The organism is Natrialba aegyptia DSM 13077 (genome assembly GCF_000337535.1).
GTDB classification, from domain to species: Archaea; Halobacteriota; Halobacteria; order Halobacteriales; family Natrialbaceae; genus Natrialba; species Natrialba aegyptia.
On the sequence record NZ_AOIP01000031.1, the window covers coordinates 353,863 to 379,408 of the forward strand.

At 63.7% G+C, this 25,546-nt stretch carries 26 protein-coding genes and 1 tRNA gene; 20 read left to right on the forward strand and 7 right to left on the reverse strand.

From position 1 onward, the window contains the following. Window positions 1-70: 70 nt before the first annotated feature. On the forward strand, window positions 71-826 hold the full coding sequence (locus C480_RS12885) for an SDR family NAD(P)-dependent oxidoreductase (protein ID WP_006666052.1): 756 nt from the start codon (window positions 71-73) through the stop codon (window positions 824-826). Window positions 827-830: 4 nt separating this feature from the next. Here C480_RS12885 and tmcA read toward each other — a convergent pair whose 3' ends face one another. Further along, on the reverse strand, window positions 831-3,149 hold the full coding sequence (tmcA, locus tag C480_RS12890; RefSeq protein ID WP_006666053.1) for a tRNA(Met) cytidine acetyltransferase TmcA: 2,319 nt from the start codon (window positions 3,147-3,149) through the stop codon (window positions 831-833). A 313-nt stretch (window positions 3,150-3,462) separates the two neighbouring features. Here tmcA and rpl7ae point away from each other — a divergent pair, with 313 nt between their 5' ends. From rpl7ae to C480_RS12945, 11 genes are all read left to right on the forward strand, one after another. Beyond that, entirely contained in the window at window positions 3,463-3,825 is a 363-nt protein-coding gene (gene rpl7ae, locus C480_RS12895) for a 50S ribosomal protein L7Ae (RefSeq protein WP_006108361.1), read from the forward strand. A gap of 11 nt (window positions 3,826-3,836) precedes the next feature. Beyond that, on the forward strand, window positions 3,837-4,061 hold the full coding sequence (locus tag C480_RS12900; protein WP_006064297.1) for a 30S ribosomal protein S28e: 225 nt from the start codon (window positions 3,837-3,839) through the stop codon (window positions 4,059-4,061). 3 nt (window positions 4,062-4,064) lie between these two features. Continuing rightward, window positions 4,065-4,430 (forward strand): 50S ribosomal protein L24e, encoded by a 366-nt coding sequence (locus C480_RS12905; RefSeq protein WP_006666054.1) that lies wholly within the window; start codon window positions 4,065-4,067, stop codon window positions 4,428-4,430. Further along, complete coding sequence (ndk, locus tag C480_RS12910) at window positions 4,430-4,894, forward strand: nucleoside-diphosphate kinase (protein ID WP_006666055.1); 465 nt, start codon at window positions 4,430-4,432, stop codon at window positions 4,892-4,894. Before C480_RS12905 ends, ndk begins: the two co-directional genes overlap by 1 nt. A gap of 295 nt (window positions 4,895-5,189) precedes the next feature. Beyond that, entirely contained in the window at window positions 5,190-5,570 is a 381-nt protein-coding gene (locus C480_RS12915; protein WP_006666056.1) for a DUF7344 domain-containing protein, read from the forward strand. 194 nt (window positions 5,571-5,764) lie between these two features. Beyond that, window positions 5,765-6,367 (forward strand): superoxide dismutase, encoded by a 603-nt coding sequence (gene sod / locus C480_RS12920; RefSeq protein ID WP_006666057.1) that lies wholly within the window; start codon window positions 5,765-5,767, stop codon window positions 6,365-6,367. Between the two features lie 164 nt (window positions 6,368-6,531). Next, window positions 6,532-6,804 carry a DUF5827 family protein gene (locus C480_RS12925; protein ID WP_006666058.1) on the forward strand — a complete coding sequence of 91 codons (273 nt, stop codon included), beginning with the start codon at window positions 6,532-6,534 and terminating at the stop codon, window positions 6,802-6,804. Next, window positions 6,805-7,644: a hypothetical protein gene (locus C480_RS12930; protein WP_006666059.1), complete on the forward strand. Its 840-nt coding sequence runs from the start codon at window positions 6,805-6,807 to the stop codon at window positions 7,642-7,644. A gap of 85 nt (window positions 7,645-7,729) precedes the next feature. Further along, window positions 7,730-8,854, forward strand: a complete 1,125-nt coding sequence (locus tag C480_RS12935; protein ID WP_006666060.1) for a thiamine ABC transporter substrate-binding protein — start codon at window positions 7,730-7,732, stop codon at window positions 8,852-8,854. Beyond that, window positions 8,855-10,909 (forward strand): ABC transporter permease, encoded by a 2,055-nt coding sequence (locus C480_RS12940; protein ID WP_006666061.1) that lies wholly within the window; start codon window positions 8,855-8,857, stop codon window positions 10,907-10,909. Further along, window positions 10,906-12,036 (forward strand): ABC transporter ATP-binding protein, encoded by a 1,131-nt coding sequence (locus tag C480_RS12945; RefSeq protein ID WP_006666062.1) that lies wholly within the window; start codon window positions 10,906-10,908, stop codon window positions 12,034-12,036. The genes C480_RS12940 and C480_RS12945 overlap by 4 nt, the downstream gene beginning before the upstream one ends. A gap of 24 nt (window positions 12,037-12,060) precedes the next feature. Here C480_RS12945 and C480_RS12950 read toward each other — a convergent pair whose 3' ends face one another. Beyond that, window positions 12,061-12,639, reverse strand: coding sequence for an MBL fold metallo-hydrolase (locus C480_RS12950; protein ID WP_006666063.1), 579 nt, complete (start codon window positions 12,637-12,639; stop codon window positions 12,061-12,063). 140 nt (window positions 12,640-12,779) lie between these two features. Between C480_RS12950 and C480_RS12955 the strand changes: the two genes are divergently transcribed. From C480_RS12955 to C480_RS12975, 5 genes are all read left to right on the forward strand, one after another. Next, window positions 12,780-14,261 (forward strand): helix-turn-helix transcriptional regulator, encoded by a 1,482-nt coding sequence (locus tag C480_RS12955; protein WP_006666064.1) that lies wholly within the window; start codon window positions 12,780-12,782, stop codon window positions 14,259-14,261. A gap of 99 nt (window positions 14,262-14,360) precedes the next feature. After that, window positions 14,361-14,435, forward strand: a tRNA-Glu gene (locus C480_RS12960). A 121-nt stretch (window positions 14,436-14,556) separates the two neighbouring features. Beyond that, entirely contained in the window at window positions 14,557-15,393 is an 837-nt protein-coding gene (locus C480_RS12965; RefSeq protein ID WP_006666065.1) for a lipoate--protein ligase family protein, read from the forward strand. Window positions 15,394-15,625: 232 nt separating this feature from the next. Further along, entirely contained in the window at window positions 15,626-16,495 is an 870-nt protein-coding gene (locus C480_RS12970) for a deoxyribonuclease IV (protein ID WP_006666066.1), read from the forward strand. Between the two features lie 176 nt (window positions 16,496-16,671). Continuing rightward, a complete protein-coding gene (locus C480_RS12975) occupies window positions 16,672-17,502 on the forward strand; it encodes a class I SAM-dependent methyltransferase (RefSeq protein ID WP_049903653.1) in 831 nt (276 codons plus the stop codon). Between the two features lie 23 nt (window positions 17,503-17,525). Here the strand turns inward: C480_RS12975 and C480_RS12980 are convergent, their stop codons facing one another. The 4 genes from C480_RS12980 to C480_RS12995 all read right to left on the reverse strand — a co-directional run bounded on the left by C480_RS12980 (window position 17,526) and on the right by C480_RS12995 (window position 20,667). Next, complete coding sequence (locus C480_RS12980) at window positions 17,526-17,984, reverse strand: hypothetical protein (RefSeq protein ID WP_006666068.1); 459 nt, start codon at window positions 17,982-17,984, stop codon at window positions 17,526-17,528. 86 nt (window positions 17,985-18,070) lie between these two features. Next, complete coding sequence (locus tag C480_RS12985; protein WP_006666069.1) at window positions 18,071-19,366, reverse strand: hypothetical protein; 1,296 nt, start codon at window positions 19,364-19,366, stop codon at window positions 18,071-18,073. Between the two features lie 95 nt (window positions 19,367-19,461). Further along, window positions 19,462-20,043: a DUF6114 domain-containing protein gene (locus tag C480_RS12990; RefSeq protein ID WP_006666070.1), complete on the reverse strand. Its 582-nt coding sequence runs from the start codon at window positions 20,041-20,043 to the stop codon at window positions 19,462-19,464. 6 nt (window positions 20,044-20,049) lie between these two features. Next, the gene (locus tag C480_RS12995) at window positions 20,050-20,667 is read right to left on the reverse strand and encodes a DUF6230 family protein (RefSeq protein WP_006666071.1); all 618 of its coding nucleotides are present in this window, start codon (window positions 20,665-20,667) and stop codon (window positions 20,050-20,052) included. Window positions 20,668-21,006: 339 nt separating this feature from the next. Here C480_RS12995 and C480_RS13000 point away from each other — a divergent pair, with 339 nt between their 5' ends. Further along, window positions 21,007-21,858, forward strand: a complete 852-nt coding sequence (locus C480_RS13000; RefSeq protein ID WP_006666072.1) for a methyltransferase domain-containing protein — start codon at window positions 21,007-21,009, stop codon at window positions 21,856-21,858. 175 nt (window positions 21,859-22,033) lie between these two features. Continuing rightward, a complete protein-coding gene (locus tag C480_RS13005; protein WP_006666073.1) occupies window positions 22,034-22,684 on the forward strand; it encodes a helix-turn-helix domain-containing protein in 651 nt (216 codons plus the stop codon). Between the two features lie 58 nt (window positions 22,685-22,742). Here the strand turns inward: C480_RS13005 and C480_RS13010 are convergent, their stop codons facing one another. Next, window positions 22,743-23,519, reverse strand: coding sequence for an SDR family NAD(P)-dependent oxidoreductase (locus C480_RS13010; RefSeq protein ID WP_006666074.1), 777 nt, complete (start codon window positions 23,517-23,519; stop codon window positions 22,743-22,745). Window positions 23,520-23,724: 205 nt separating this feature from the next. On the opposite strand from C480_RS13010, the gene C480_RS13015 reads away from it, so the two are divergent. Then, entirely contained in the window at window positions 23,725-25,413 is a 1,689-nt protein-coding gene (locus C480_RS13015; protein ID WP_006666075.1) for an AMP-binding protein, read from the forward strand. The last annotated feature ends 133 nt before the right edge of the window (window positions 25,414-25,546 follow it).

Genomic DNA, 25,546 nt, shown 5'->3' on the forward strand with positions numbered 1-25,546 from the left:
CAACGGCAGCGAACGGCAAAGCCGTACCGCCATCAGTACTGTTACGGTTGCCGCGTGACCATCTCGTGACATGACAGCACAGACGGCCGATCCGCGCGGCGCGATCATCATCGGTGCCTCCTCCGGTATCGGTGCCGCCCTCGCGCGTGAACTCGCCGCCGACGGCTACGAAATCGGGCTGGCCGCACGACGGACGGACCGCCTCAAAGACCTCGGCGCGTCGCTCCCGACGAAAGCGTACGTCGCAACGATGGACGTCACAGAACCGGACGCTGCCCGCGACCGGTTTCGGTCGCTTGCCGACGCGATGAACTCGGTCGATCTCGTCGTCATCAGCGCCGGAGTTGGCGATACGAATTACGACCTCGACTGGGAAACCGAACGCCGGACGATCGATGTCAACGTACGCGGGTTCACCGCGCTCGCGACGGCCGCGATGGACCATTTCGAGCGCCGGTCGCCCACTCCGGGCGACTCGGACGGCCATCTCGTCGGCATTTCCTCCGTCGCCGCTCACTTCGGTAACGGTGGGACACAGGCCTATAACGCCTCGAAAGCGTACGTCTCGCGCTATCTCGAGGGGTTGCGAAGCCGACAGGCCGGTGCCGACACGAACGTGACGATCACGACTATCGAACCCGGGTTCGTCGACACTGAACTCTCTTACGGCTCGTTCTGGCAGAGTTCACCGGAGACGGCGGCGAGTCAAATCGCGGCTGCGATCCGTGCCGAGCGCGAGCACGCCTACGTGACGCGCCGCTGGCGGCTGGTCGCGTGGGCGTTACGGGCCCTCCCCGAATCGGTGCTCAGACGACTGTTCGCCTGAGTCGCTACTCGGTAGTGAACCGATCTCGGACCTCCAGCGCCGCCGCCGATCCGTATTCGTCCACCAGCGGCTGGAACGCCTCGCCGAGTGCCCGCATGCACTGCCCCGCTGAGTGGAACTCGAGCCGATCCGCAACCGTCGCCCAATCCGTTCCCTGAAGCACCCGCAAGACGAGCAGCCGCTCTTCGCGCGCGGAGAGATCGACAGCGTCCGGCTTCGTGAGGAAGTACCGACCCGCGAGTTCACGGAAGGGACCGGGATCGACATCGAACAGGCCGGGGCCGTAGGCCGCCCCGGCGACGATCCGCCACTCGTGATCGCTGAACTCGAGCGGCGGCGCGGCCTCGTCGGGGGTGCTCCGCAGTACTTCGCGGGCCACGTCGGGGTCCAAATCCGCGAGTGAATCGGTACAGAGCGCGGGGAATCGGCGGGCGAATCGCTCGGCGTGGCGGTCGTAAAGTGCACGGCCTGCGTCGCTCGTCGGATCGAGCATGAGCGCCGAGTACTCCCCGCTCGCGTCGTTGCGCGTCGTCGAGACGTGCAGTGTTCGAAAGCCGTTCTCGCGCCAGAACGACAGCAGGCCCGGCGTCGCGCCGAAGCCGGTGCCGAGCCAGTCAACGGTCGAACCGAACTCGCCGCGCACGCGTTCGAGCAGGCGCGATCCGAGGCCGCGAGCGCGCACCTCGTGGTGGGTCGCGATACGAACGACGCGCACGCCGGCCGGTTCGCCGGCCGCTTCGTCGCGAAGTTGGCTCGTGAGCACGTCCGGGAGCATGTTCCCGCGGATGCGCCCGCCCTCGTACACCATCGCTCGCGCCTCGGCGTCGAGGTCTCCCTCGCGGGCGAGCAGCGCGACGCTTACGACGTGGCCGCCGTGAACCAGCGCGCGGGCCTCGAGATTCGGCGCATCGAGCAGTCTGGCCAGGTCGTTCGGCTCGGTGCGGTAGTGGGCCAGGACGAGGAGTCCGAAGGCCTCCCGGAGCAAGCGTTCGTCTGCGAGCAGCTCGTCGGGGTCGAGCCGACGATACTCGACAGAATCAGGGGTCGCGTCGGCGACGAGCGGAGCCACGGGCGGCCGAGCGTCGAGCAGTAGCGCGCGGAAGGCCCACACCTCGACCGGATCGCCCGCTGCGTAGCGGATCGGGTCGGTAAGCGTCCGCTCGGTCACGTCGTGGTCGCTCTCGGCAAGGCGGTCGCGAAACCGCACGGAAAAGCCCCGCCCCGCCCCCTCGTAGCCGTGGATCGTCGTCGCGAACGCGATGCGGTCGGCGGCGAGGAACGACTCGAGCGTCGATACCGGAAGCGCGGCGGCTTCGTCGACGATGACGACGTCCGCCGCCTCGCACTCGCTCGCCGCAGCGGACGGGTCACGGAATCGGACGCGCCCGCCTGAACTCGTCTCGATCTCGCGAGGGACGCCCTGAGAATCCGCAGCGACGGACGCCTCGGCGTCGAGTTCAGCGACGAGTTCGTCGGCGCGGTCGAACAGTTCGGTCGCGTTAGCAACTGACGGCGCGGTGACGAGTACCGATTCACCTGCAAGCGCGAAGCAGCCGGCGGCCAGTCCCGCGGCGCTCGATTTGCCGCGGCCGCGGTCGGCGTCGAGGACGACGGCTCGGCCGGGTTCGGCGAGCGATTCGAGGGCGGCGAGCCCCTCGACCTGGTCACCGGTGAGACAGGCCTCGTAGGCGGCCGCTGGAAACGCGGCGTCGGGTGGGATACCTGCGGCGGGCGCAGTGTCCGGGGTCGATAGGATCGGCGCGGGGTTCGTCAGGCCATTTGCGACGAGTTCGTCCTCGGCGAGCGCCGCAGGCTCGGCGCTGCCCGTGTCCCCGTCGTCACTGAACTCGACGACTGCAATGCCGCGGTGCTCCCGGATCGTCTCGACCAGTCGGCGTCTGAACCGGCCGGTCACGTCGTCGATCGTGAAAGGCGGAACAGCCAGCGACTCGTCGAAGCCGTTTCGCCGATCGGACCACGTCTCGGCTGCAGGCGTGAGCAGGATCAGCAGACCGCCGCCGTCGACGGCACCGACGACCTGGCCGAGCGCATTCGGCTGCAGATCTTCGTGTGCGTCGACGATCACCACCTGCCGGGTCGTTCCGAGGAGTCTTCCCGCATGTGGCTGTTCGATCTGCTCGCAGCGAAGCCGATCCTCGGGGCCGACGAGCGTTGTGTCAGTGATGCCGACCGGCAGCGTCGAGAGGATCGCCTCGAGACAGGCATAGCCCCGCTCGCGGTCGCCGCCGAGGACGAGCGCCCGCCGCTCGTTCGTCTCCCGAGCCTCGCGGGAAAGTGAACTCGCGAGGGTGCCGACGTTCATACTCGCGGTTAGGACGCGGACCCGTAATACTGTGTGACTTCGCGCCCGGGCCGACTGTGCGTCGAGGTCACAACCGCCCAGCGTTTTGAACACGCTTTTAAGGGGGGCAACGCTACTGACGTAGTACACCCTACGCGGGGTTGATGATGCTCCTAGCCTTACAGGACCTCCGCCGGGCATCGCCCGGCCTGGGGTCTGGTTTCCGGAGCCGGAGTCGATGCCGAAACCCAAAATCGAACCCGGGACCGGAGTTCGAACCGGATCCTCGAGGGCAGGGGAGCGCGAGCCCACGCGTAGGAGAGGTGAACAACCAATGTCAGTCTACGTCACAACCGACATCCCAGCCGACCTCGCAGATGACGCCCTTGAGGCGCTCGAGGTCGCACGAGACACGGGCCGAGTAAAGAAAGGAACCAACGAAACCACCAAGGCGATCGAGCGCGGCAACGCCGATCTCGTCTACGTCGCCGAGGACGTCTCCCCCGAAGAAATCGTCATGCATCTCCCTGAACTCGCAGACGAGAAGGGTATTCCTGTCGTCTTCATCGAGACGCAGGACGACGTCGGCCACGCTGCCGGTCTCGAGGTCGGCTCGGCCGCCGCAGCGATCGTCGACACGGGCGAGGCCGAAGGCGACGTCGAAGACATCGCCGACAAGGTCGAGGACCTCGACTGAGGTGATCAGAGATGAGTGCTGAAGAGGAAGAAAGCGGCTCCACGCCCGCCGAGGTCATCGAGATCGTCGGCAAGACCGGCATGCACGGTGAAGCCATGCAGGTCAAGTGCCGGATCAAGGAGGGCGAGAACCAGGGACGCATCATTACCCGTAACTGTCTCGGGCCGGTCCGCGAAGGGGACGTGCTCCAACTTCGCGAGACCGCCCGCGAGGCGGACTCCATCGGAGGACAGTAACCAATGGTCGAGAAACGAACCTGCGACTACACAGGCGAAGAAATCGAACCCGGCACGGGCATCATGTACGTCAAGACCGACGGCACCGTGCTCCACTTCGTCGACTCGAAGGCAGAGAAGAACTACAAACTCGGTCGCGAACCGCGCGATCTCGAGTGGACCGAGGAAGGTCGTGCCGGTAAGGGCCCGGCCGACGCCGACACGCCCGCCGGCGAGGAGGCCGACCAGGACGAAGTCGTCGAAGCCAGCGAAGACGAGGACCTCGAGACCGAGTCCGAAGTCGCCGAGGATGACGAAGCGGACGTTCCCGCCGGGGACGAAACCGTCGACGAGACCGAAGCTGACGAAGCCGAGGAGAGTGAAGCCTGATGGGCGACCACGAACGCACCTTCGTGATGGTCAAGCCCGACGCCTTCGCGCGCGGACTCGTGGGCGAGGTCATCTCTCGACTCGAGGACCGCGGGCTGAAGCTCGTCGGTATCAAGGTCGAAAACATGCCTCGCGACCGGGCGGAAGAACACTACAGCGAACACGAAGACAAACCGTTCTACGACGACCTCGTCGACTTTATTACCGGCGGTCCGGTCGTCCCGATGGTCTGGGAAGGCCAGGACGCAACCCGACAGGTCCGCCAGATGATCGGCGAAACCGACCCGCTCGAAGCCGCGCCGGGAACGATTCGTGGCGACTACGCACTCGACCTCGGCCGCAACGTCGTCCACGCGGCCGACCACGAGGACGAGGGCGCAAACGAACGCGAGATTTCGATCCACTTCGACGACGCCGAACTGATCGACTACGATCAGCACGACGCTACGTGGCTCTACGAATAACGACGACGGCGACCCGTTCGAGTTCAGACGCAGTTTCAGAACTCGGCTGATTTTCGCGGCAACGCGGGTCCTTCGTCGATCAGGAACTATCAACGATCAACGCTGGTGAACATAGCCATCGGATCCGGGTTATGAGTCTAGCGGTCACCTGCGGGGGAAAGAGCGGTTCTACTCGGGGCGTTCGAACAGGAATTTAGTCCAACGTATGGTACAGGTAGACGTAACATCTAATGTGCCGGCTGCAGTATAGGCTCGTGGTGGTTTCGAATGGTAATATACGGTAGGTGGTCTGTGGATGCGTGAAACGAAGCGGGAGTCGACACAACGGGCGGTCGAAGCGACGCCATCGCTCGACCGCGTGTTCGACCTGCTGTCAAACCGGCGGCGGCGATACGCGCTGTATACGCTGTACGAGCAGTCGGACGATGTCGCAACGATCGACGAACTAACGGATTGCATCTGTGCGTTCGACCGACAGTTCGCACCGTCGGAGACGACAGCCACCGATGACTTGCAACAGCTCGTTCGAACAGAGCTGCAACACGTCCACCTTCCAAAGCTAGAGGATGCAGGTGTCCTTGAACAGGACCAGCGTACCGAGACGGTTCGTTACTGGTCTCAACCCACGTTGGAGGAGTGGCTCGAACACGCGTATCACAAAGAACAGCGATCGTAGTTGCGGGCGGCCTCACCCGGGAGATCCAGCGCCAGCACTGAACCGCTGAACGCTGCTGAAAGTTTTAACACGATACTCGGTGTCAACGCAACTGGACTCGGACGCAACAGTACGCGGACGAGAACTGTGCGCTATGATACCCCCTCATTCCGGTACGCGTTGGAATGAACTGCTATCATACACAGGTGTTATCCATGACTGATCACGAACTCCCCCCACTACCGTACGATTACGATGCACTGGAACCGTCGATTTCCGAGCAGGTCCTCACCTGGCACCACGACACGCACCACCAGGGTTACGTCAACGGCCTGAATTCGGCGGAAGAAGAACTCGAACAGAACCGCGAGGACGGCGATTTCGAGTCGACGCCCGCAGCGATGGAGAACGTGACCCACAACGGCTGTGGGCATTATCTGCACACGCTGTTCTGGGAGAACATGTCCCCGAATGGCGGTGGCGAGCCGGAAGGCGATCTCGCCACCCGCATCGAAGAGGACTTCGGGTCCTACGAAGCCTGGAAGGGCGAGTTCGAAGCCGCCGCGGGCGCTGCCGGCGGCTGGGCGCTACTGGTGTACGATCCGGTTGCGAAGCAACTGCGCAACCTGAAAGTCGATCGCCACGACCTCCACGCGCTCTGGGGTTCCCATCCGATCCTTGCACTGGACGTCTGGGAACACTCCTACTACTACGATTACGGTCCGGACCGTGGCAGTTTCATCGACGCGTTCTTCGACGTCATCAACTGGGAGTCGGTCGAAGACGAGTATCAGACGTGTCTTGATCAGTTCGAATAATCGCTGAACCGCCCAGCGACGGCGACGATTCCGACTTCTTTCGGCGACGTGACCCAGCGGTAGTCCGCTGTTTCGGCGCGAACTGGAGCCGGCCGGGTCAGGCCATGCAAGCGTAGTCCGAGAGCGAACGATTTAGGCGTCCGAGCGCGGTACCTTCGAGTATCATGCCCGTTTCGAAATCCGAGTTCGACAGCCTCCCTCCGTGTGACTTCTACACCCCCGCGGAACTGCTCGAAGCGGACCAGATGTACACCGTCTACGAAATCGCCCGCATGCTCCAGGGGCTCGAACCCGACGCGGAGATCGAACAGGAGACCGAATCCATCCTGCTCGACTGGGCCATCCCGTGGATCATGACCAACGCGTCCGAACTCGTGGTCGCCGAGCCCCGAAGCGACGACGAACCCGGCTACTACGGGCTGAAAACGGACGAGTAGATGATTCTCCTCGTCGTCGGGACCGACCGGGTCGACGCCGGCAAGACCACGTTCTCGGTCGGCCTGCTCGAACGAACCGGTGTCCGCGGCTACAAACCGCGCGCCGGCAACGACTTCTGGTTCGACCACGACGACTGTCGGCGCGCACTCGCCGAGGGTCGACTCTACGGCAAGGACGCGTATCGACTCGCAAGGGCGGAGGAACGCGGTCGCACGCCCGAACGGCTCAATCCAGTCCACCGCCTCTGGCGACCGACGCCCGGCGGCGGAACCGGGCTCTTCGGCCAGCGCGACCGCGAGTTCATCGTCGACCGTCTCGGACGGGGTGAGGACGCGACGTTCGTGCGCAACGCAACCGCCGACGTGCCGCCGGCGGTCGTCGAGGCGCTGCCGCTTGAGGATGCGATTCCCGTCGAGAGCGTCGACGAGTTCAACGACCTCGCCGAACGGCGCTACGTCCCGGCGTTCGCCGAACTCGCGGACGAACTCGAGGCCGCGGAGGTCGCCGTCGTCGAGTCTTACAGCGACATCGCCCAGCCGCTGCAGTCGCTCGATCCGGCGGCGGTCACCGCGGTTGCGGCCGTCGAACCGGGTCGCGCGCGGATCTACCCGGGCGATCGGTACTGTCGCGCCTGCGAAATAGCGAGTTCGAGTCCGAGAGACGGCGCGCTCGAAAAGCGGGTGCCGGACGTCCTCGAGTATCTCGACCCGATCGACCGGGTGCGACTCCCGCCGCTCGGGAGCGACGACCGGCGCGATCCTGCCCGAATCGAGGACGCGTACGCGGCGGCCTACGACGCGTTGCTCGCTGCGGCTCGGCGCGCGGGAACGCCGGACTAAGCGACTGCACCGTCCCGTTCGCTCGCCTACTGATGTCGAGGAAGCGAACGATGCGCTTAAAACCACGCAGTGGAACAACCAGGTAATGAAACGCCGACCGTTCGTTACGGCACTCGGTGGGGGACTCACGGCCGGACTCGCGGGCTGTCTCACGCGAGACGACACCGACGAGGAAAACGGGGGCGAAACGACCGACCCCGAACCCGACGACCCGGATCTCGAGGGCACGCTCGAGGTCGTCACCTACGAGTCGATGCTCGACGGCGAAACCCCCGCAGGACCGTGGCTCAAAGACGAGTTCGAATCGACCTATCCCGACGCTGAACTCGAGTGGACGCTCCTGCCGGACCAGGGAATCAACCACTACATCTCGCGGGCGTCCCGGGGTGGGACGATCGATCCCGACGTGTATCTCGGTCTGAACGTCGACGACCTGGTGACCGTCGACGACAACTTAGACGACGGCGGCCTCTTTCGCGAACTCAATCTCGACCGGATCGAGCGGTCGGATCGCATCCGCGATGGACTCGATATGGGAGACCCACACGGCCGCGTCCTCGCGTACGACACCGGCTACATCAGTCTCGTCTATGACGAAACCGCTGTCGACGAACCCGAGACGTTCGAAGACCTCCTCGATCCGGCCTACGAGGACGCGCTGATCGCCCAGAACGCCCAGACCTCCGACCCCGGCCAGGCATTTCTGCTGTGGACGATCGACGCCTTCGGCGAGGACGGCTACCTCGAGTACTGGGCGGACCTCGCGGACAACGGCGTTCGCGTGCTCGACGACTGGACCGAGTCCTACTACGGAGCGTACATGAACGAGGAGCGTCCGATGATCGTCTCGTACTCGACCGATCAGGTGTTCGCCTCGGCGGAGGGGAACGACCTCAGTCGACACCAGACTGCCTTCTTGAACGACCAGGGGTACGCGAATCCCGAAGGGATGGCGATCTTCGAGGGCGCGGACGAAGTCGACCTCGCCTACGAGTTCGTCGACTTCGCGCTCTCGAATGCGGCCCAGGCGGAGATCGCCGAGCGAAACGTCCAGTTCCCCGCGGTCGCGGACGAACACGTCGATCTGGACGACGAGTTCGATCAGTACGCCCACGAACCGCCGGAGGCGGTGACGATCGGCTACGAGGACCTTCGTGGCAACCTCGACGGGTGGGTCGACGACTGGGCGCGCGACTTCGCGAGTCAGTAGGTGGTCTGCGTGGGGTTTCGGGAACTGTTGGACCGATCGTCACGGGAGTCGGTGAACTCGGCGGAGTCAGCGGAGTCAGCAGCGGTGGTGGAGTCTGCGGATTCAGCGAGTTCAGCCGACCGGTCGACCGACGAACACCCCGCGACGAAGGGGCCACCAGACTCCGCGAGCCCGCTCAGTTCGCGGGTTCGAACCTGGCTCGAACGGCACGCGCTCGCGCTGACTGCGCTCTGTACGGCGGCGGTCCTCGTCGTGATGCTGTACGTGCCGACGGGGATCGTCTTCGTGAACGCCGTCCTCGAGAACGGACGGCCGACGCTCGCCCACATCGCCGGGGTTCTCACGGACCCGTTCTACGTCGGCGTGCTGGCCGACGTGTTCGCGGACCCGCTCGCGATCGGAGCGCACCTTCGGTCGCTTACGGGCTGGGTCAGCGCGATTTCGGTGTCGCTGACGGTCGCGTTCAGCGTTCCGATTCCAGCTGTAGACGTTACGGTCCCGATCCCCTGGTTCGCGCTTTCGGTCCCGCCCGTGCGGCAGGGACTGTTCGGATTCACGGCCGTTCAGGCGGCGCTTTCGACGGTCGCGAGCGTCGCGATCGGCCTTCCCGCGGCGTACATCCTTGCGAACTACGAGTTCTACGGGCGGCGGACGCTGCGCTCGCTGACGATTCTGCCGTTCGTCCTGCCGGGGATCATGGTCGCGGTCGGCTTCTACGCGATGTTCGGTCGGACGGGCACGCTGAACTCGGTGCTCGGCGCGGCGGGAATCGGTCCGTTCGCGTTCATCGAGACCAGTCCGCTCGCGGTCGTGATCCTGGCGCACGCGTTCTACAACGCGCCGCTGGTCGCGCGGGTTACCGTCGCCGCCTGGGAGTCCGTCGACGTTCGGGCCGTCGAAACCGCCCGCAGTCTCGGGGCGAGCAAGCGCCGCGCGTTCCGCGACATCGTCGTCCCGCAACTCGCGCCGGCCGTTCTCACGGGCGCGCTCCTGACGTTCATCTTTACGTTCATGACGTTTCCCATCGTGCTCGCACTCGGCGGGTTGCAACTGGCGACCGTCGAGGTCTGGATCTACGACCGGATTCAGAACCTCGATTACGCCGACGCCGCGACGCTCGCCGTCCTGGAGACGCTGCTCTCGCTCGGGCTCACCTACGCGTATTTGCGGTACGAGTCGGCCCGGTCGGGACTCTCGCAGGCGGCGTCCGCACCGCCGACCGAGCCCTTATTCCCCGATCTGCGGACGGCGCTGTCGCCGCGCCGGCTCGCGATCGCCGGCTACGGCCTCCTCGCGCTCGTCCTCTTCGTCGGCCCGATCGCGAGTCTGGTCGTCGGGAGCGTGACCGATGGCGGCGGGTTCACCCTTCGCAACTACGCGTTCCTGCTGGAGCGCCAACTCGCCGGCGAGCAGTACCAGGCGTTACCCTGGCCCGCGATCCGGAACTCGATTTTGTTCGGTCTCGCGACGCTCGCCATCGCAGTGCCGATGGGCGTCGTGATCTCGGTGCTGACCGTCCGTGCGGGCCGAAGCGGCACGCTCGTGGACACGCTCGCGATGCTTCCCCTCGCCGTCAGCGGCGTGGTGTTCGGTATCGGCCTCCTGCAGGGGCTCGTCTTCGGCCTCCCGCTGCCCGGCGGCTGGCGACTCCAGGTGACGGGACCGATCGCAATTATCGTCGCCCACGCCGTCGCGGCCTACCCGTTCGTCACCCGAAACGTCTCGCCGTTGCTCGTGAACCTGAACTCGGCGATGGTCGAATCCGCGCGCGCACTCGGCGCATCGCGATTCCGGGCGCTCCTCGATATCGAACTCCCGCTCGTCGCGAGCGGTATCGTCGCGGGCGCGGCGTTCGCCTTCGCCATCTCGATCGGCGAGTTCTCTTCGACGGTGATTTTGGCGTCCGGGAACGGCAGTTACACCATGCCCGTCGCCGTCGAACGCTATCTCGGCCGACGCTCCGGTCCGGCGATCGCGATGGGGACGCTTCTGTTAGCCGTGACGGCGGCGAGTTTCGTCGTCATCGACCGCGTCGGCGGGAGGTACGAACTGTGACGACGCTTCGGCTGTCCGGCGTCTCGAAGCGATACGGCGGGAGCGGGGGGAGCGCTGACACCGCTGCCGATGCGGGGGCGAAGGCGGAGGCGGGGACCGTTGCGCTGCAGGACGTCGACCTGACCGTGAACGACGGCGAGTTCTTCACGCTCGTCGGGCCGTCGGGCTGTGGCAAGACGACGACGCTGCGGATCATCGCGGGATTCGAGGAGCCCACGGCCGGCAGCGTCACCTTCGACGGGGAGTCGATGGCCGGCGTGCCGCCGGAGCGGCGAAACGTCGGCGTCGTCTTCCAGAGTTACGCCCTCTTTCCGCACATGACCGTCGCCGAGAACGTCGGCTACGGGCTGCGATTCCGAACCCCGCCGGCGGGGACGACGGTCGACGAACGCGTTACCGAACTGCTCGAACTCGTCGATCTCGCGGGGTACGGCGACCGCTCCCCCGACCAACTCTCGGGCGGTCAGCGCCAGCGGGTCGCGCTCGCTCGGGCACTCGCGCCCGCACCCGACCTGCTCCTGCTCGACGAACCCATGAGCGCGCTCGACGCCAGACTTCGGGAGACCCTGCGCCGACAACTCGCGCGGATTCAGACCGAACTCGACATTACGACGGTCTACGTCACCCACGACCAGGCCGAAGCGCTCGCGATTTCGGATCGACTCGCAGTCATGCGAAACGGCCGCGTCGAGCAGGTCGGGCGGCCACAGCGTCTCTATCGCGAACCCGAAACCCGGTTCGTCGCCGAGTTCGTCGGCGATAACAACGTCTTCGAGGGCGCGGTCGTCGACCGCATCGGAACCGGAGACGAAGGGGAAGGGCGAGCATCGGTCGCCGTTCCCGACGGAACGCGCGGGACGGCCGCCACGTTCGAACTCGCGGGCGTTCCCCCGAACGCGACGCGACTGGGGTTCTGCGTTCGGCCGGGCGAACTATCCCAGACTGCCTCGCAGAACCGCTTTCAAGTATCCGTGGAGACGACCGAGTTCCTCGGCGAGAGCGTGCGCGTCCACGGACGGTGGAACAAGATGCCGATCGTCTTACGGCTCCCGGCGGTTCCCGAAACCGGCACCGACATCACGGTCGGGTTCGATCCCGGTGATGCGCACCTTTTCGAGGCCGACTGAGAACGAGTTCGGCTGCCACCGCACTCACACCTGTCGTGCCATCCGCCCCGCGAGTTCGACGTGTTCGAACGGATCGGTCGTCACGCTCGGCCCGTGGCCGGCGTGTAACGCTTCGAGGTCCCCGTCGATCCACTCGCGAACGCGATCGATACTTTCGATCAGCGCCTCGCGATTCCCTTCCTCGAGATCCGTCCGGCCGAAACTCCCGTTCTGGAAGATCAGATCGCCCGCAAAGAGGATGCCCGGGTCCGCAGCGTAGAAACAGAGGTGGTCGTCCTTGTGGCCGGGCGTATGAAGCGCGGTGAACTCGTGATCGCCGAGTTCGACGGTTCCTTCGTCCGCGATGGCGTGGTCCACACCGTCGATGGTCGTATCGTACCCCCAGGTATCGACATCGAAGGTGCTCGTGACGGTATCGAGATTCCCGACGTGGTCGGGGTGAGTATGCGTGAGGACGACCGCATCGAGTCCGTCGACTCGGGAGCGGACCATCTCCACGACATCGAAGTTCGCCCCGGCATCGATCAGTACCGTTCGATCACCGGTGACGAGAAAGACGTTGCTCGTAAACGCCTGCACATCCTGTGCGAGGTTGACGACCATACGCGGGATACACCACCGAGGGGTTTGTGCGTATCGACAGGGACCGCATCGGCGAGTTCTGCTTGCGCGGTGATACGAACTCGTACTGTACGGTCCGATATTCACAAGCATTTTTAGCTCCGGCACGTAGTGACGGACGAATGAATCGGCCGGTTTCCGTCGGATTCGTCGTTATCATCGTTCTCTCCGTTATCAGTGTCAGCGGCGGCCTCGCGATGACTGGACTCCCGGCCGGACCCGTCGGAACCGGTACCGCTTCGGACACGACAGCCACCTCGCAGTTCGAGGGCTTCGACTACCAGAGTCAGATCCAGAGCCAGAGCCAGAGCCAGAACCAGATGTCCGGTTCGACAGCGACAGCACCCCAATCACAGCAGCATCAGTTCAACTCCCGGAACTTCGACGACACGACGTTCGAGGTTACGGTCCACGAAAACGGCAGCGCAACCTGGACGTTTCGCTACGAACAACAGCTCGAAGAGAGTTCGGATACCGAGAACGAGACCGGAACCGAAAATGAAAGCGAAAGCGAGACCGCTACCCGCGAAAACTTCGAAACGTTCGCCGACGAGTTCGAATCCGAGGAAACCGAGTTCTACCAGCGGTTCGTCAATCGATCGAACTCGCTAGTCGAAACGGGAACCACTGTCACCGATCGGGAAATGGACGCCTCGAATTTCGAGCGGCGGGCGTTCGTCCGGGACCAGATCAACCCGACGGGCGTCGTTGAACTCTCGTTTACCTGGCACGGGTTCGCTGCAGCCGATAACGGCACGCTCGTTGTCGGTGACGTCTTCCAGGGGATGAACATCATGGAGGACCAATCGCTCGTTATCCGCTCTGCCGATGGGCTGACCGTCCAGGAGGCCGAGCCCGAACCCGAGTATGTCGTCAACGGCTCACCGTCGTCGGGGACGTCCGTTCGCTGGAGCGGGGAACGAGAGTTCTATCCGGGCCAGCCGCGTGTCGTCTTCGACCAAGAGGGGCCCGGAGGCGGGGCTGGCACCTCGAACACCGGCTTTCTCGAGGGCGTTTTCGAGGACGGCACGGACGCGTTTGCCTCCCCGCTGGTCGTTCTCGTCCTCGCACTCGTTCTCACGCTCGTCGTCGGCTTCGGGCTCGGCCTTGCCAGCGTCCGATATCGGTCCCAAGATGATGGGATAGCCGGCGTGATCCCCTTTGTCGGGCGTGATAACACCGCCAGCTCACCGTCTACGGTGAACTCGCAGTCGGGGCCACAATCACGGTCACACGCCAACACAGCGACCCGATCCGAGACGCCTGCGGCCGGCGAGCAGAACTCGGAGAGACAATCAGCGGGTGGTGTGGGTGCCACGGAACCCGATACAGAGGCGGACCCGAACGCCACGCCGGTGGGACTCACGGAGGAGGAACTGCTCACCGACGAGGATCGCGTCGTCAAACTCATCCAGGAGAACGGTGGTCGCATGAAGCAGGTCAACATCGTCGACGAGACGGGATGGTCCAAATCAAAGGTAAGTATGCTCCTCTCCGAGATGGAAGACGACGGAACGATAAGCAAACTGCGTGTCGGGCGAGAGAACATTATCAGCCTCGATGGCTTCGAACCGGAGGCGACGAAGTCGCCGTTCGAGGAGTGAGCGACCGGCGTGAGACTGTGAGACATTCCTAATTCGAAACGGAATGCTTAAACATCGTACTGCGCTACGTCAGGATGCACTCGCGACGAACCGCGACGTGCTCCGATAGTGTAGTCCGGCCAATCATATTGCCCTCTCGAGGCAATGACCGGGGTTCGAATCCCCGTCGGAGCATCCCGACGCAGTTGCTTGGTTTTCCGTTACCGGTAGAGTAGTAGTGTAGTACAGTTCGACAGCCACACATCGGTCGAGTAACTGCGGAATCGCTTTCCGTTATGCCGTTCTGTGACAGCGTATGACAGCGCTTGCCGACCGCGAATGGCGGCTCATTACGGACGAGGTCCGCGACGGCCCGACCCAGATGGCTCTCGAGGAGATCGCTGCCCGGACGGCGATCGAAGACGGCGTTCGAACGGTGCGCGTTTACTCGTGGGAACCCAGCACGCTCTCGCTCGGATACCGACAGGAGGCGGAAACGGTCGACTGGGAGTTCTGCGAGCGCAACGGAATCGACGTGACTCGTCGGCAGACCGGCGGCGGCGGCATCTATCACGACCGGCACGCTGATATTTCCTATACGATCGTCGCGCCGGCTGACGAGGTCCCGGGGGACCTGATGGACTGCTACGCGCTGTTTTGCGAGCCGATCCTCGACGCCTTCGAGCGAATGGGCGTCGACGCCGATTTCGCCGGCACCGAGCAGTCGTCGATTTACAAACCGTCGTGCTATCTGCGAGATATCAATCCGGCACACGACATCGTCGCCCCAGCGAGCGACACCACACGGGCGCGAAAGATCAGCGGCAACGCCCAGTACCGCCAGCGCGACGTCGTCATCCAGCACGGGTCGCTGAGCTACGACCGCGAGCCCACCCGGCACGTCGGTGCGTTCGATACCGAACTCGAGACGGAGACGTTCACCGACCGGGTGACGAGTATCCGCCAAGAGAGTGGTATCGATCGCGAGGAGGCAGTCGAGACGCTTTCCGCAGCGCTCGGTGACTGGTGTGACGCCGCAAACGGCGGGTGGCGCAAGGGCGAACTCGAGGACGCTCGCGAACTCGCAGCGCGGAAGTACGGAGCCGACGCCTGGATTCGAAATCGGCAAGTTCCAGACGCGCCAGAGCGCTGAACGCGCCGATGAATCACCCGATACGGACCGCTTTCCAGACGGTTGCCTGCAGAGTTCAGCTGCGATCGTCGGACCCGGGGACGTGCTCCGAGACACAACCGGGCTTCGGTCGAGCCATCCGCCACTCGAGTCGCAACTCGAAAATCTTCGATCGCTGACTCCCGAGCGATGGCCCCGTCCGCACTGGTCCGGTATACATATCACGGACCGGTACTGACGAGAATCCATGACCATGAAGGTCGGCGCACACGTTTCGATCTCCGGCTCGCGCGTCTCCTCCGACGACGAAACACCGCCGTACGACGACGTTCGCAATGCCGTCCACCGACAGCTCGCCTTCGGTGGGAACTGCGGCCAGATCTTTACGACCTCGCCGCAGGTCTGGCAACAGCCAGAAATCAGCGACGAGGCTGCCGACGGATTCCGGGCGGAAAGCGACGACCGACTCGAGGGGCCGTGGGTCATCCACTCGGCCTACCTCGTCAACCTCTGTACCCCCAAGGACGACCTCCGCCGGAAATCGAAAGAGAGCATGCAGGCTGAACTCGACGCCGCTTCCCGATTGGGAATTCCGTACGTCAACGTCCACCTCGGTGCCCACACCGGAGCCGGCGTCGAGGGTGGCCTGGACAACGCCGCGAGCCTCATCGACGAACTCGACGTTCCCGACGGCGTGCGGATCCTCATCGAGTCCGACGCCGGCAGCGGTACCAAACTCGGCGGCGAGTTCGCTCATCTCGCGGGCATCATCGACCGGACCGAGACGGACATCGGCATCTGTATCGATACCGCCCACACGCTCGTCGCGGGGAACGATCTCACGACGCCCGAAGCCGTGGACGAAACGGTCTCCCGGTTCGACGACGAGGTCGGTCTCGAGTACCTGCAGTACATCCACCTGAACGACTCGAAGCACGACGTTGGCACGCACAAGGACGAGCACGCCCTCATCGGGGAGGGCTATATCGGCGAAGACGGGATGCGGGCGATCGTTAACCACCCCGACCTGCGCGACCTGCCCTTCGCGCTCGAAACTCCGACGGAGGACGGCCGCGGCTTCGCCTGGAACATCCAGAAAGTAAAAGAACTGCGCGACGACTGATACTGCCGGACAAAACTATTCGCACGTCGATCGCACTCGAACGGTCGTCGCCACAAGCGACGATCCGTGAGATGCGATCGAGTGTTCGCTGACTGTTATCCGACAGTGTGAGCCACGTTCCCGGCCCCGTCGCCGAAATCGACCTGCTTTTACCCCCGAGCGGCCTACCGGGGCTCGTGCGCGAGTTCTCCGAAGACTACCTGCGACGGACCCGGGCCGGCATGTGGGACGATTCCCGGGCGGCGCTTTCCCCGCTCGAACTCGACTCGCGCGAGCGGATCCTCGACGTCGGCTGTGGTACGGGGGAACTGAGCCGCGTTCTCGCGGCGGAGTCGCCTGGTGCGGTGATCGGCTGTGACGCCGATTCCGAACTGCTGCGGGCTGCCGGCGAGTTCGTTCCGGCGGTCGCTGGGGACGCCCATCGGTTGCCGTTCCCCGACGACGCCTTCGATCTCGTCGTCTGTCAGGCGCTGTTGATCAATCTGCCCGATCCCGCAGCTGCGCTCGATGAGTTCGCCCGCGTCTCGACGGACCTCGTCGCGGCCGTCGAACCGAACAACGAGGCCGTCGAGATCGAATCGAGCGTCCGTGCGGAGGGCGCACTCGAGCGACGCGCCAGGGACGCCTACCTCGACGGGATCGACACTGACGTTGCGCTCGGTGCCGACGCCCGCGAGGCCTTCGACGACGCGGCACTCGAGGTTCTCGAGACGCGCCGATACGATCACGTTCGGACGATCGAACCACCCTATAGCGACGGTGCAGTGCGTGCTGCGCGTCGGAAGGCGACTGGAGCGGGGTTAGCCGATGACCGGGAAACGATGCTCGATGGACCGTTGACGGCGGCGGAATACGACGAATTGCGAAGCGAATGGCGGTCGATGGGGCGGGACGTGATCGACCAGATGGAAGAGAGAGAGTATCGCCGAGCGGAAGCCGTCCCGTTCTTCGTGACGGTTGGACGGCTCTCCAACGGTGCCGACACCCGCACCCACAATCGGGGCTGAGACCGCGACCGCGATCCTGACCGTCACCGGGGCAGCAGCATCCGGAGCCCACCGCCGACAACGCCGCCAAGCACGCCGTCGGCGACGGTCAAGAGCGAGAAAAGGAGTGCAAGCAGGACGATACTCGCGAATCCGAGCCCCGAAACCATCGGACTCACGGGGCCGATCGAACCGAACACCAGCAGCGGCGGCTCGTTGTACAATCCAAGGACGGCACCGAGCGTTCCCGTCACCGTTCCTGCAGCAATGCCAACGAGTGAACTCGCGAGTATCGCGTGAATGAGTCCAGAGACGATCCGTCCGGTGGCGTATGCGGCGACGAATCCGGCGACGACGCCGCCACCGAGGTGGCCGAGCAACGGCACCAACAGCGCGGTGAGGTCGACGAGAACGCCGGCGATGACGGCTGCGAGCAGGATCTGTACGTCGAGTTCAGCGCGGAACGCCGAAGCCGTGGCGATGGACGAGTCGTCTTCACTCATGGTCGGTGTTTCCTACTCATCGTCGGTGGTCGTCACCGCCCTCGCAGTGTGGCGATTCGTGATCGATTCGGCGTGCACGCTCCGGATCACGGGGCGAGGATCCCGGTCGTTTCTTCGGTTGTTTCCCGGAGGAACTCGGTGCTGTTGGTGGCTGTTTCCTCGATGTGGTCGCCCGTCTCGTTGCCCGTCTCTTCGAGGTGCTCGCCGGTGCCCACGACCGTTTCGTTGATGTGATCTCCGGTTTCGGTTATCGTCTCTTCGAGGTGCGCACCGGTTTCTGCGAGGGATTCTTCGAGTTGTTCGTCCGTTTCGTTCGGGTTCTCGGCGATCGTCTGCGTTACGTCGGAAGTGGTGTTCTCGGTGTGGTCGAGCGTTCCCTCGACTGTTTCTTCGGTGTGATCGAGTGTGTTTTCGGTCGTTTCTTCGGTGTGGTTGAGGGTGCTCTCGACCGTTTCCTCGGTGTGATTGAGCGTGTCCGCTGCCGTCTCTTCGGTGTGGTTGAGCGTTTCGTTGGCGGGGCCGGTGACCGGATCGGTTTCGGTGTCGTTCTGGTCGTCGTTCTCGTGTTCGTTTTCGGTCTCGTCTTCACCCTCGTCTCCACTCTCGTCCTCGCCTTCGTTTTCGCCGGTGTCGTTCCCGTCACCGTCGTCTGACCCGGTTTCCTCGTCATCGGTCGGCGTATCGTCCCCGTCGTTCGATTCGTCTTCTTTGTCCGAGTCGTCGGTATCGTCTCCGGAATCGTTCCGGTTGTCAGTATCTCGGTCGTTGTCATCAGGCCGGGATTCGTCACTTTCGTCGTCGCTCTCGTTGGAGTCGTTGGAGTCGTCGCTCTCGTTGGAGTCGTTGGAGTCGTTCGAGGAGTTAGTGTCGTCGGTACCGTTCGAGTCGTCGTCCTGCTCGAGGGACCCGAGATCGAGTTCACCGAATCCGTCGGCTCCGGGCGTCTCGTTGTCCGGTCCGACTTCGATCGAGTAGCCGTTGACCGACAGGCCCTGCGTCGTAATCGACGTAGCGGTGATCGTCAGATTCGTCTCCTCGGTAGGGAGACAGTCGCCGGCCGCGGAGAGGTTGTCTAGCGCCTCGCTCTGGTGTTCGGTACGGAGCAGCATCGTTGCATCCGGCCGGGTCTGTTCGAGTTCGACGCGTCTGTTCTCGCCGAGGTAGACGGTGGTGTTGTCGTAACTCCCGTTCCGAACGAGGAGTTCGTTGGTGCCGGAGGTGAGTTGCTGGGCGCAAACGGTTGCGTCCTCGATCGATCCCAGTTCCACCGTGACGGTGCCGTCGTTCGTCTCCTGGGCGGCCACGGGAAGGGTACCGATTCCCGAGATGACGCTGGCGAGGACGACGAGTGCGACGACGAGGAGGGACGTCGTTCGAGTCATAGCATGTCAGCTCACGTCTCAGTGTTCTCTCGCGATGATCGTCTCGCGGGTTCGGTGCTCGGTGGCGCGTGTTGTGCCGCGGCGATGGCTCTCACTCATCGGTCGTTTCCGTGTTCTGCGGACCCGGACCCGGACCCGGTCTCGGTCGCGGCCGCGAGACGGTCACGGAGTCTGCGTACGATCGGACCGACGATAGCCCGGAGGCGCTTGCGAGCGCCCGCGACAGCGTTGTCGACGGGGCTCGGTTCAGTGACGCGATCGGGGACGCGGTCCTCGTCGGGTTTCCACGCGAGACAGAGGTTACCGCCGAGGATGCCGAATAGGAGCCCGAACAGTAATCCGCCGAGTGAACCGACCAGCGAGAGAATCGACAGGGCGATGCCAATGACGCCGATCACGTCGGAGTGGGCCGGTTTGTACAGCGCGAAGACGCCCGTCAGGAACACCAACACGCCGAACGCGACGCCGATGGCGAGAAAGCCGGTCAGCTCGCCGCCGACGAAGAGAAGGTCCGGCAGGATTTGCATCGGGACCCAGGTGATGATGATCCCGGCCAGACATAACAGGAGCCCACCCAGGAACGGTCGCCGGAGTCGCCAGGCGGTAAATCGATCCCAGCGCCGTTTGATCCGTCCAGTCGTATTCGTGGAGTCGTCGTAGCTAGATTTGGTTGCCATGAGTGATCACGTCTCTTCGTCCGTGTACTCGACATCGACATCGAGACCGGGCAGGCTGATCTCGTTCGACGCGAGATACACCATTTCGATCTCGACATCTTCTTGCACCATTCCGGGCGCGTCACCGCTTACGTCGGTGAGCAGCCCCTCTTCGGGTTCGGCGTTCTCCCCGGCTGCCTGCTGGAACTGCTGGTTCGGATCGTCGCTGTACTGGTCGTTGATCACCTGGCCGTTGAACGTCGCCTCCTCCGCGCTCAGTCCGGTCAACTTGATGTACTGTTCGTCCGCTTCGACGGTTTCATCCGTGGTAAAGGAGATCTCGATCGTCCCGTCAATCCCGGGCAGGTTATCGACGGACTGCTCTTTCGTCAGCACCAGGCCGTCGATTTCGACGCCTCGCTGTTCGACGACGACGACGGGCGTCGCCTGTGCCTCGCTACTCTCCCCGACGCCGGGGTAGAGGAGGAACTCGTCGGATCTGATCTCGTCGGCCTCGACGGTAAAGCCGCCGGCGGCCAACGGCGCGGCGTAGGCCGTCCCCGATGACAGCACGATGATCGCGACGAACGCAACGGCGAGAAACGACGCACCCGTGCCGGTCAGCAGCCGTTTCTTGTTGTACATGTTAGGCACCTCCTCCGGTGCTGTTCGGCCCCCCTTCGCCGTCGAGCAGGGACCGTCCCGTGCCGTCGTTTACAGTTCGCCCGAGTTGCCGGTGGTTGTTGGGTGTCACAAGCACACACCCAACATGATTTGTAATCATTTTTCCTCCTCGTATACGGTGTCATTTATATTCCGGGCGCAATAGGCCACAGTACTGTTCGTCTCGATACTGCCAGTGTGAGTGGTTCTGTCGGCGTTTTGACTACTGTTCGAAGACCGAGACAGTCAGCACGGGACACGTATAAAGACACGCGGAAACGCGGGAGAAATACTATCGGCCACACCGGTGCGTGTCGGGGTGTGCAACCGAAATCGTTCAGTACTACTGATATAGTCTCGTTCTACAACGAGACCGCGTGGGAGTATCGGTTTTTCTGGAGTGAGGTCAACCTGCACTACGGCTTCTACGACGACGCGCACACGAGCCATCGGGAAGCCATGACGAACTCGAACAGCGTCTACGCCGACAAACTCGACGCCGACGAGACGGATACGATACTGGACATCGGGACCGGGCGCGGCGGATTGCCGATCCACATCGCGGCCGAACGCGACGCCGACGTTCACGGCATCGATATCGACCCGTCTCACGTTCGCGACGCTCGGGCGAACGCTCGCGAACGCGACGTGGCGGCATCGACCGCGTTCAGCGTCGGTACCTATCACGACATTCCGTACCCCGACGACACGTTCGACGCGATCTCCGGTATCGAAACGGTCTGTCACTCCGCGCAAAAGGACCGCGTACTCGAGGAAATCCGCCGCGTCCTCGCGCCGGGCGGACGCGTGCTGCTCTCCGACGGCTACATGAGCCGAACGGCGCTGACGGCACCGGAAAAAGAGACGGTCCGAACGGTACTCGACGGGTGGGCCGTTCCCGAACTCGCACACGTCAGCGAGTTCAGAACTGAACTCGAAGCGGCCGGCTTTACGAACGTGACGTTCGACGACCACTACGACCGGATTATGCCGTCGTCACGCCGTCAACGGTGGCTCTCGCGCGCAGTCACGCCGCTTCTCAAGGCTGCTTCCGCGCTGGGTGTAAAAAGTGATTCGTCGGTCAAACAGGGGGTAACGCTTTACCACCAGTACGACGTTCTCGACCGCGGACTCGCAGTGCACGGTGACTTCACTGCGGAGTTGCCGGCGTGATGGCGGTGGTCTCGCCGATGCAAACCCGTCCAGTTCGGTACGGAAACCGCCGGCCGATGAGTGGTGTCCGTTCCGCTTCCAGTCCCGCGTTCGAGTCGTATTCGAAACCCTGGATGTCACCAACTCTGTCAGACGATACCAAGAAGTATGTTCACAGTGAGGTGATTCTCACGAGATGAGATACGCAAAGTGCATCGTTATCCCGGACAACGAGGGGTTACACCCCGTCGATCAGCAGATTGCAGATCATCCCGATATCGCGCGTGAACTCCTCCACAACGTCAATCTCCTCGCCGACGATACGATCGTCACGCTCTATCAACTGTCCGGTGATGCAGCGGCGCTCGAGTCGATTCTGACGGATTCAACGATGGTTCGCATGTACCATCTTTCGGAGGCGGACGACGCGATCCACGCCTACATCCACGTCGAAGCCCACGACAGGCTCGTCGGGCTCTTGAGCATGTTCCGCGAGTTCGAGTTCATCTTCGATACGCCCCTGGAGTACACGCGACGCGGGGGATTGCGCGTGACGATGATCGGCGACGTGGGGAGCTTTCAGCAGGCGATTCCGGACGTTCCCGACGGGATTCGGATCAAACTCCTCAAGACGGGGACCTACGAGCCGAACACGGATCGGCTGTTTTCACAGCTCACCGAGCGACAGCAGGAGATTCTCGAGACCGCAGTCGATATGGGCTACTACAACGTGCCGCGCGAGGTGACTCACGCGGATATCGGCGACGAACTCGGCTGTACTGGCGGAACGGTTGGGGGGCACCTGCGAAAGATCGAGGCGAAACTGCTGGCTCAGATCGTTCCGTGATGGCTGAACTCGACGCGACGCGGCGTCAACGCTCTCACTCACTCACTCTCACTCTCTCTCAGAACGTAAAGAGGTCGACACCGCCGGTGACGCCGACGACCTGTCCGGTGACGTAATCGGCCTGCTCCGAGCAGAGGTACGCGATCAGGTTCGCGACGTCTTCCTCCCGGCCGAGTCGTCGCATCGGGGTTGCCTCGGCGATTCGAGCGAAGTGTTCGTCGACCTGTTCGAGCTGCTCGAGGGGCAGATCTGCGAGCGCGCCGACGACGATACTCGGGGCGACGACATTACTCGTAATACCGTGCTGTGCGCCCTCTAAGGCAAGCGTCTTGCCGAAGCCGATCAGCGCCGACTTCGTCGCCGAGTACGACGCCTGTCCGAAGCCGCCGTGCCAGCCGGCGACCGAGGACATGGTGACGATGCGGCCCCATCCGCGCTCTTTCATCCCCGGATAGACGGCGCGGGTGACGTTGTAGGTTCCCGTCAGGTTGACCGCCACGTCGCGGTCCCAGATCTCGTCGTCGAAGTCCTCGACCTTGTCGCGGGCGTCGACCAGTCCCGCGTTGTTGATCAGCACGTCGATCCCGCCAGTGTCCTCGTCGACCGCCGAAATCGTCTCCGCGACCGCGTCGCGATCGGTCAGGTCGCACTCGAGCGTGCGCGCCGTCCCGCCGGCGTCTTCGATGTCGTCGACGACGGTCTGCGCCGCGTCGGTGTCGACGTCCAGCGCGATCACCTCTGCCCCTTCCGCGGCGAGTGTTTCGCAGTCGACGCTGCCGATGCGTCCGCCCGCTCCCGTCACGAGAGCGGTCTTCTCGTCCAGTCCGAAATCCATACGGTGAGCACCACCGGCAACGACGAAGGGCGTTTTTCGACGGATCGCAGGCGATTTATATCAGTGGAGAGGCCGGTACCGAGCAGTCGATCGGCTACGGATCCTCGCACGACTATCCGACCGCGGCCGTGTCCCGCTTCGGTCTTCAACGACCGCGTATCCCAGCGAGTACGCTTTAGCAACGCAGGGGTGATAGCGTGACCGAATGTCCCGAGACGCGACACCCTGGACGGCGGCGTACGAACGGTTCGGCATCCCCGAATCGCTCGAACCCTATCCCGACGAACCGGTTCATCAGTTCCTGTACGACGCTGCAGAGGAGCATCCAGCGCAGGGAATCGTCCAGTTAGGCCAACGATTCCCCTACCCCGACATCCGCGAGGACGTCGACCGACTGGCGACGGCGCTGCGCCAGCGCGGCATCGAGAAGGGTCACAGAGTCGCAACGATCCTCCCGACATCCGTCCAGTTCGTCGTCGCCACCAACGCCATCTCGCGGGCCGGCGGCGTCCACATCCCGAACGACTTCCTCGACGCCGAGGACGACCTCGTCTACCGACTCGAGCAAGGCGATCCCGACGTACTGATCGGCCACGACAAACACCTCGATCTCATCCGGTCGCTCCAAACTGAACTCGAACTCGAGCACGTGCTCCTCACGTCGCTCGAGGACTACTCGGCGGACCCGCCGGACGAGGGCGAGCGAGAGACGATCGACGGAGCCGAATGGCTCCGCCCGGTCATCGACGCGACGGAACCGGACCCGCCCACCGTCGAGTTCAGCGTCGAAACGGACGTGCACACGCTGTTGTTTACGGGCGGGACGACCGGCTTGCCGAAGGGGTGTCTGCTGACCCACCGGAATCTGGTGGCGAACGCGCTCCAGGGCGTCGCCGTGCAGTCCCAGTTAGCAGCGGCGATGCGCGGCAGCGAGGCGGCCGTGATGGCGCTGCCGATGTATCACGCCTACGGCTACTCGATCACGAACAGCCTGCTCGAACTCGGCCTCGACATGCTGGTCGTTCCCGACGCCAGGGATACGGTGCAGATGCGCGACCTGGTCGAGCGCCACGAACCGCTGCTCATGCTCGGCGTGCCGACCCAGTTCATGGAATTGGTCGACGAGGAGGTCGCCTCCTCGGTCGTCGGCATCTCCGGCTCCGCTCCCCTCGCGGTCGAGACGAAGTCGCAGTTCGAACGCGAGGCCGGCGGCGTGTCCCAGGGCTACGGCCTCTCGGAGATGTCCCCGATCACCCACTTCGACGTACACGGGCTCTACGAACTCCTCGCCGGCGGTGAGAGCGAGGACGGGTTGGACCATCCGACCATCGGAATTCCGGTCCCCGATACGAGCGTCAAACTCCGCGATATCGACTCCGGCGAGGCGATTCCGATCGACCGCGCCGTCGACGACGAACTCGAGGGCGAACTCCTCGTGAAGGGGCCACAACGGATGGCCGGATATCTCGACGAGGAGAGAGACCCGTTCGACGAGGAGGGATACGTCGCCACGGGAGACATCGCGAAAGTCGACGCAAGCGGTCGATTCTACGTCGTCGACCGCATCAAGAACATGATCAACGTCTCGGGGTTGAAGGTCTACTCCGAGGAAGTCGACGAGATCCTCTACGGTCTCGAGGGCGTCGAACGACCGGCCACGGTCGGCGTCCCCGATCCGGAGCGGCCGGGCAGCGAGCGCGTCCACATCTTCATCGAATCGGAACCGGATGCGGACGTAACCGAACAGGACGTTCGCGACCATCTCGAGGGTACGGTGCCACGACAGGCCCTCCCGTCGACGGTGACGTTCGTCGAGTCGATCCCGCTCACTGATATCGGAAAGACGGACAAGCAGGCGCTTCGGGAGGGCACAGCAGCCGAAGCAGACACCTGAGTCGTTTCAAGTCGATCTGCTGTCCCGGTTTCCCGACACAACCCAGGACCGGGTCGTGGATGTGCCGAAACTGATTGCCAGCAGTCCGTCTCAGCGACTGCTCTCGATTCGTGCTGAACTCGAGTCGAGTTCA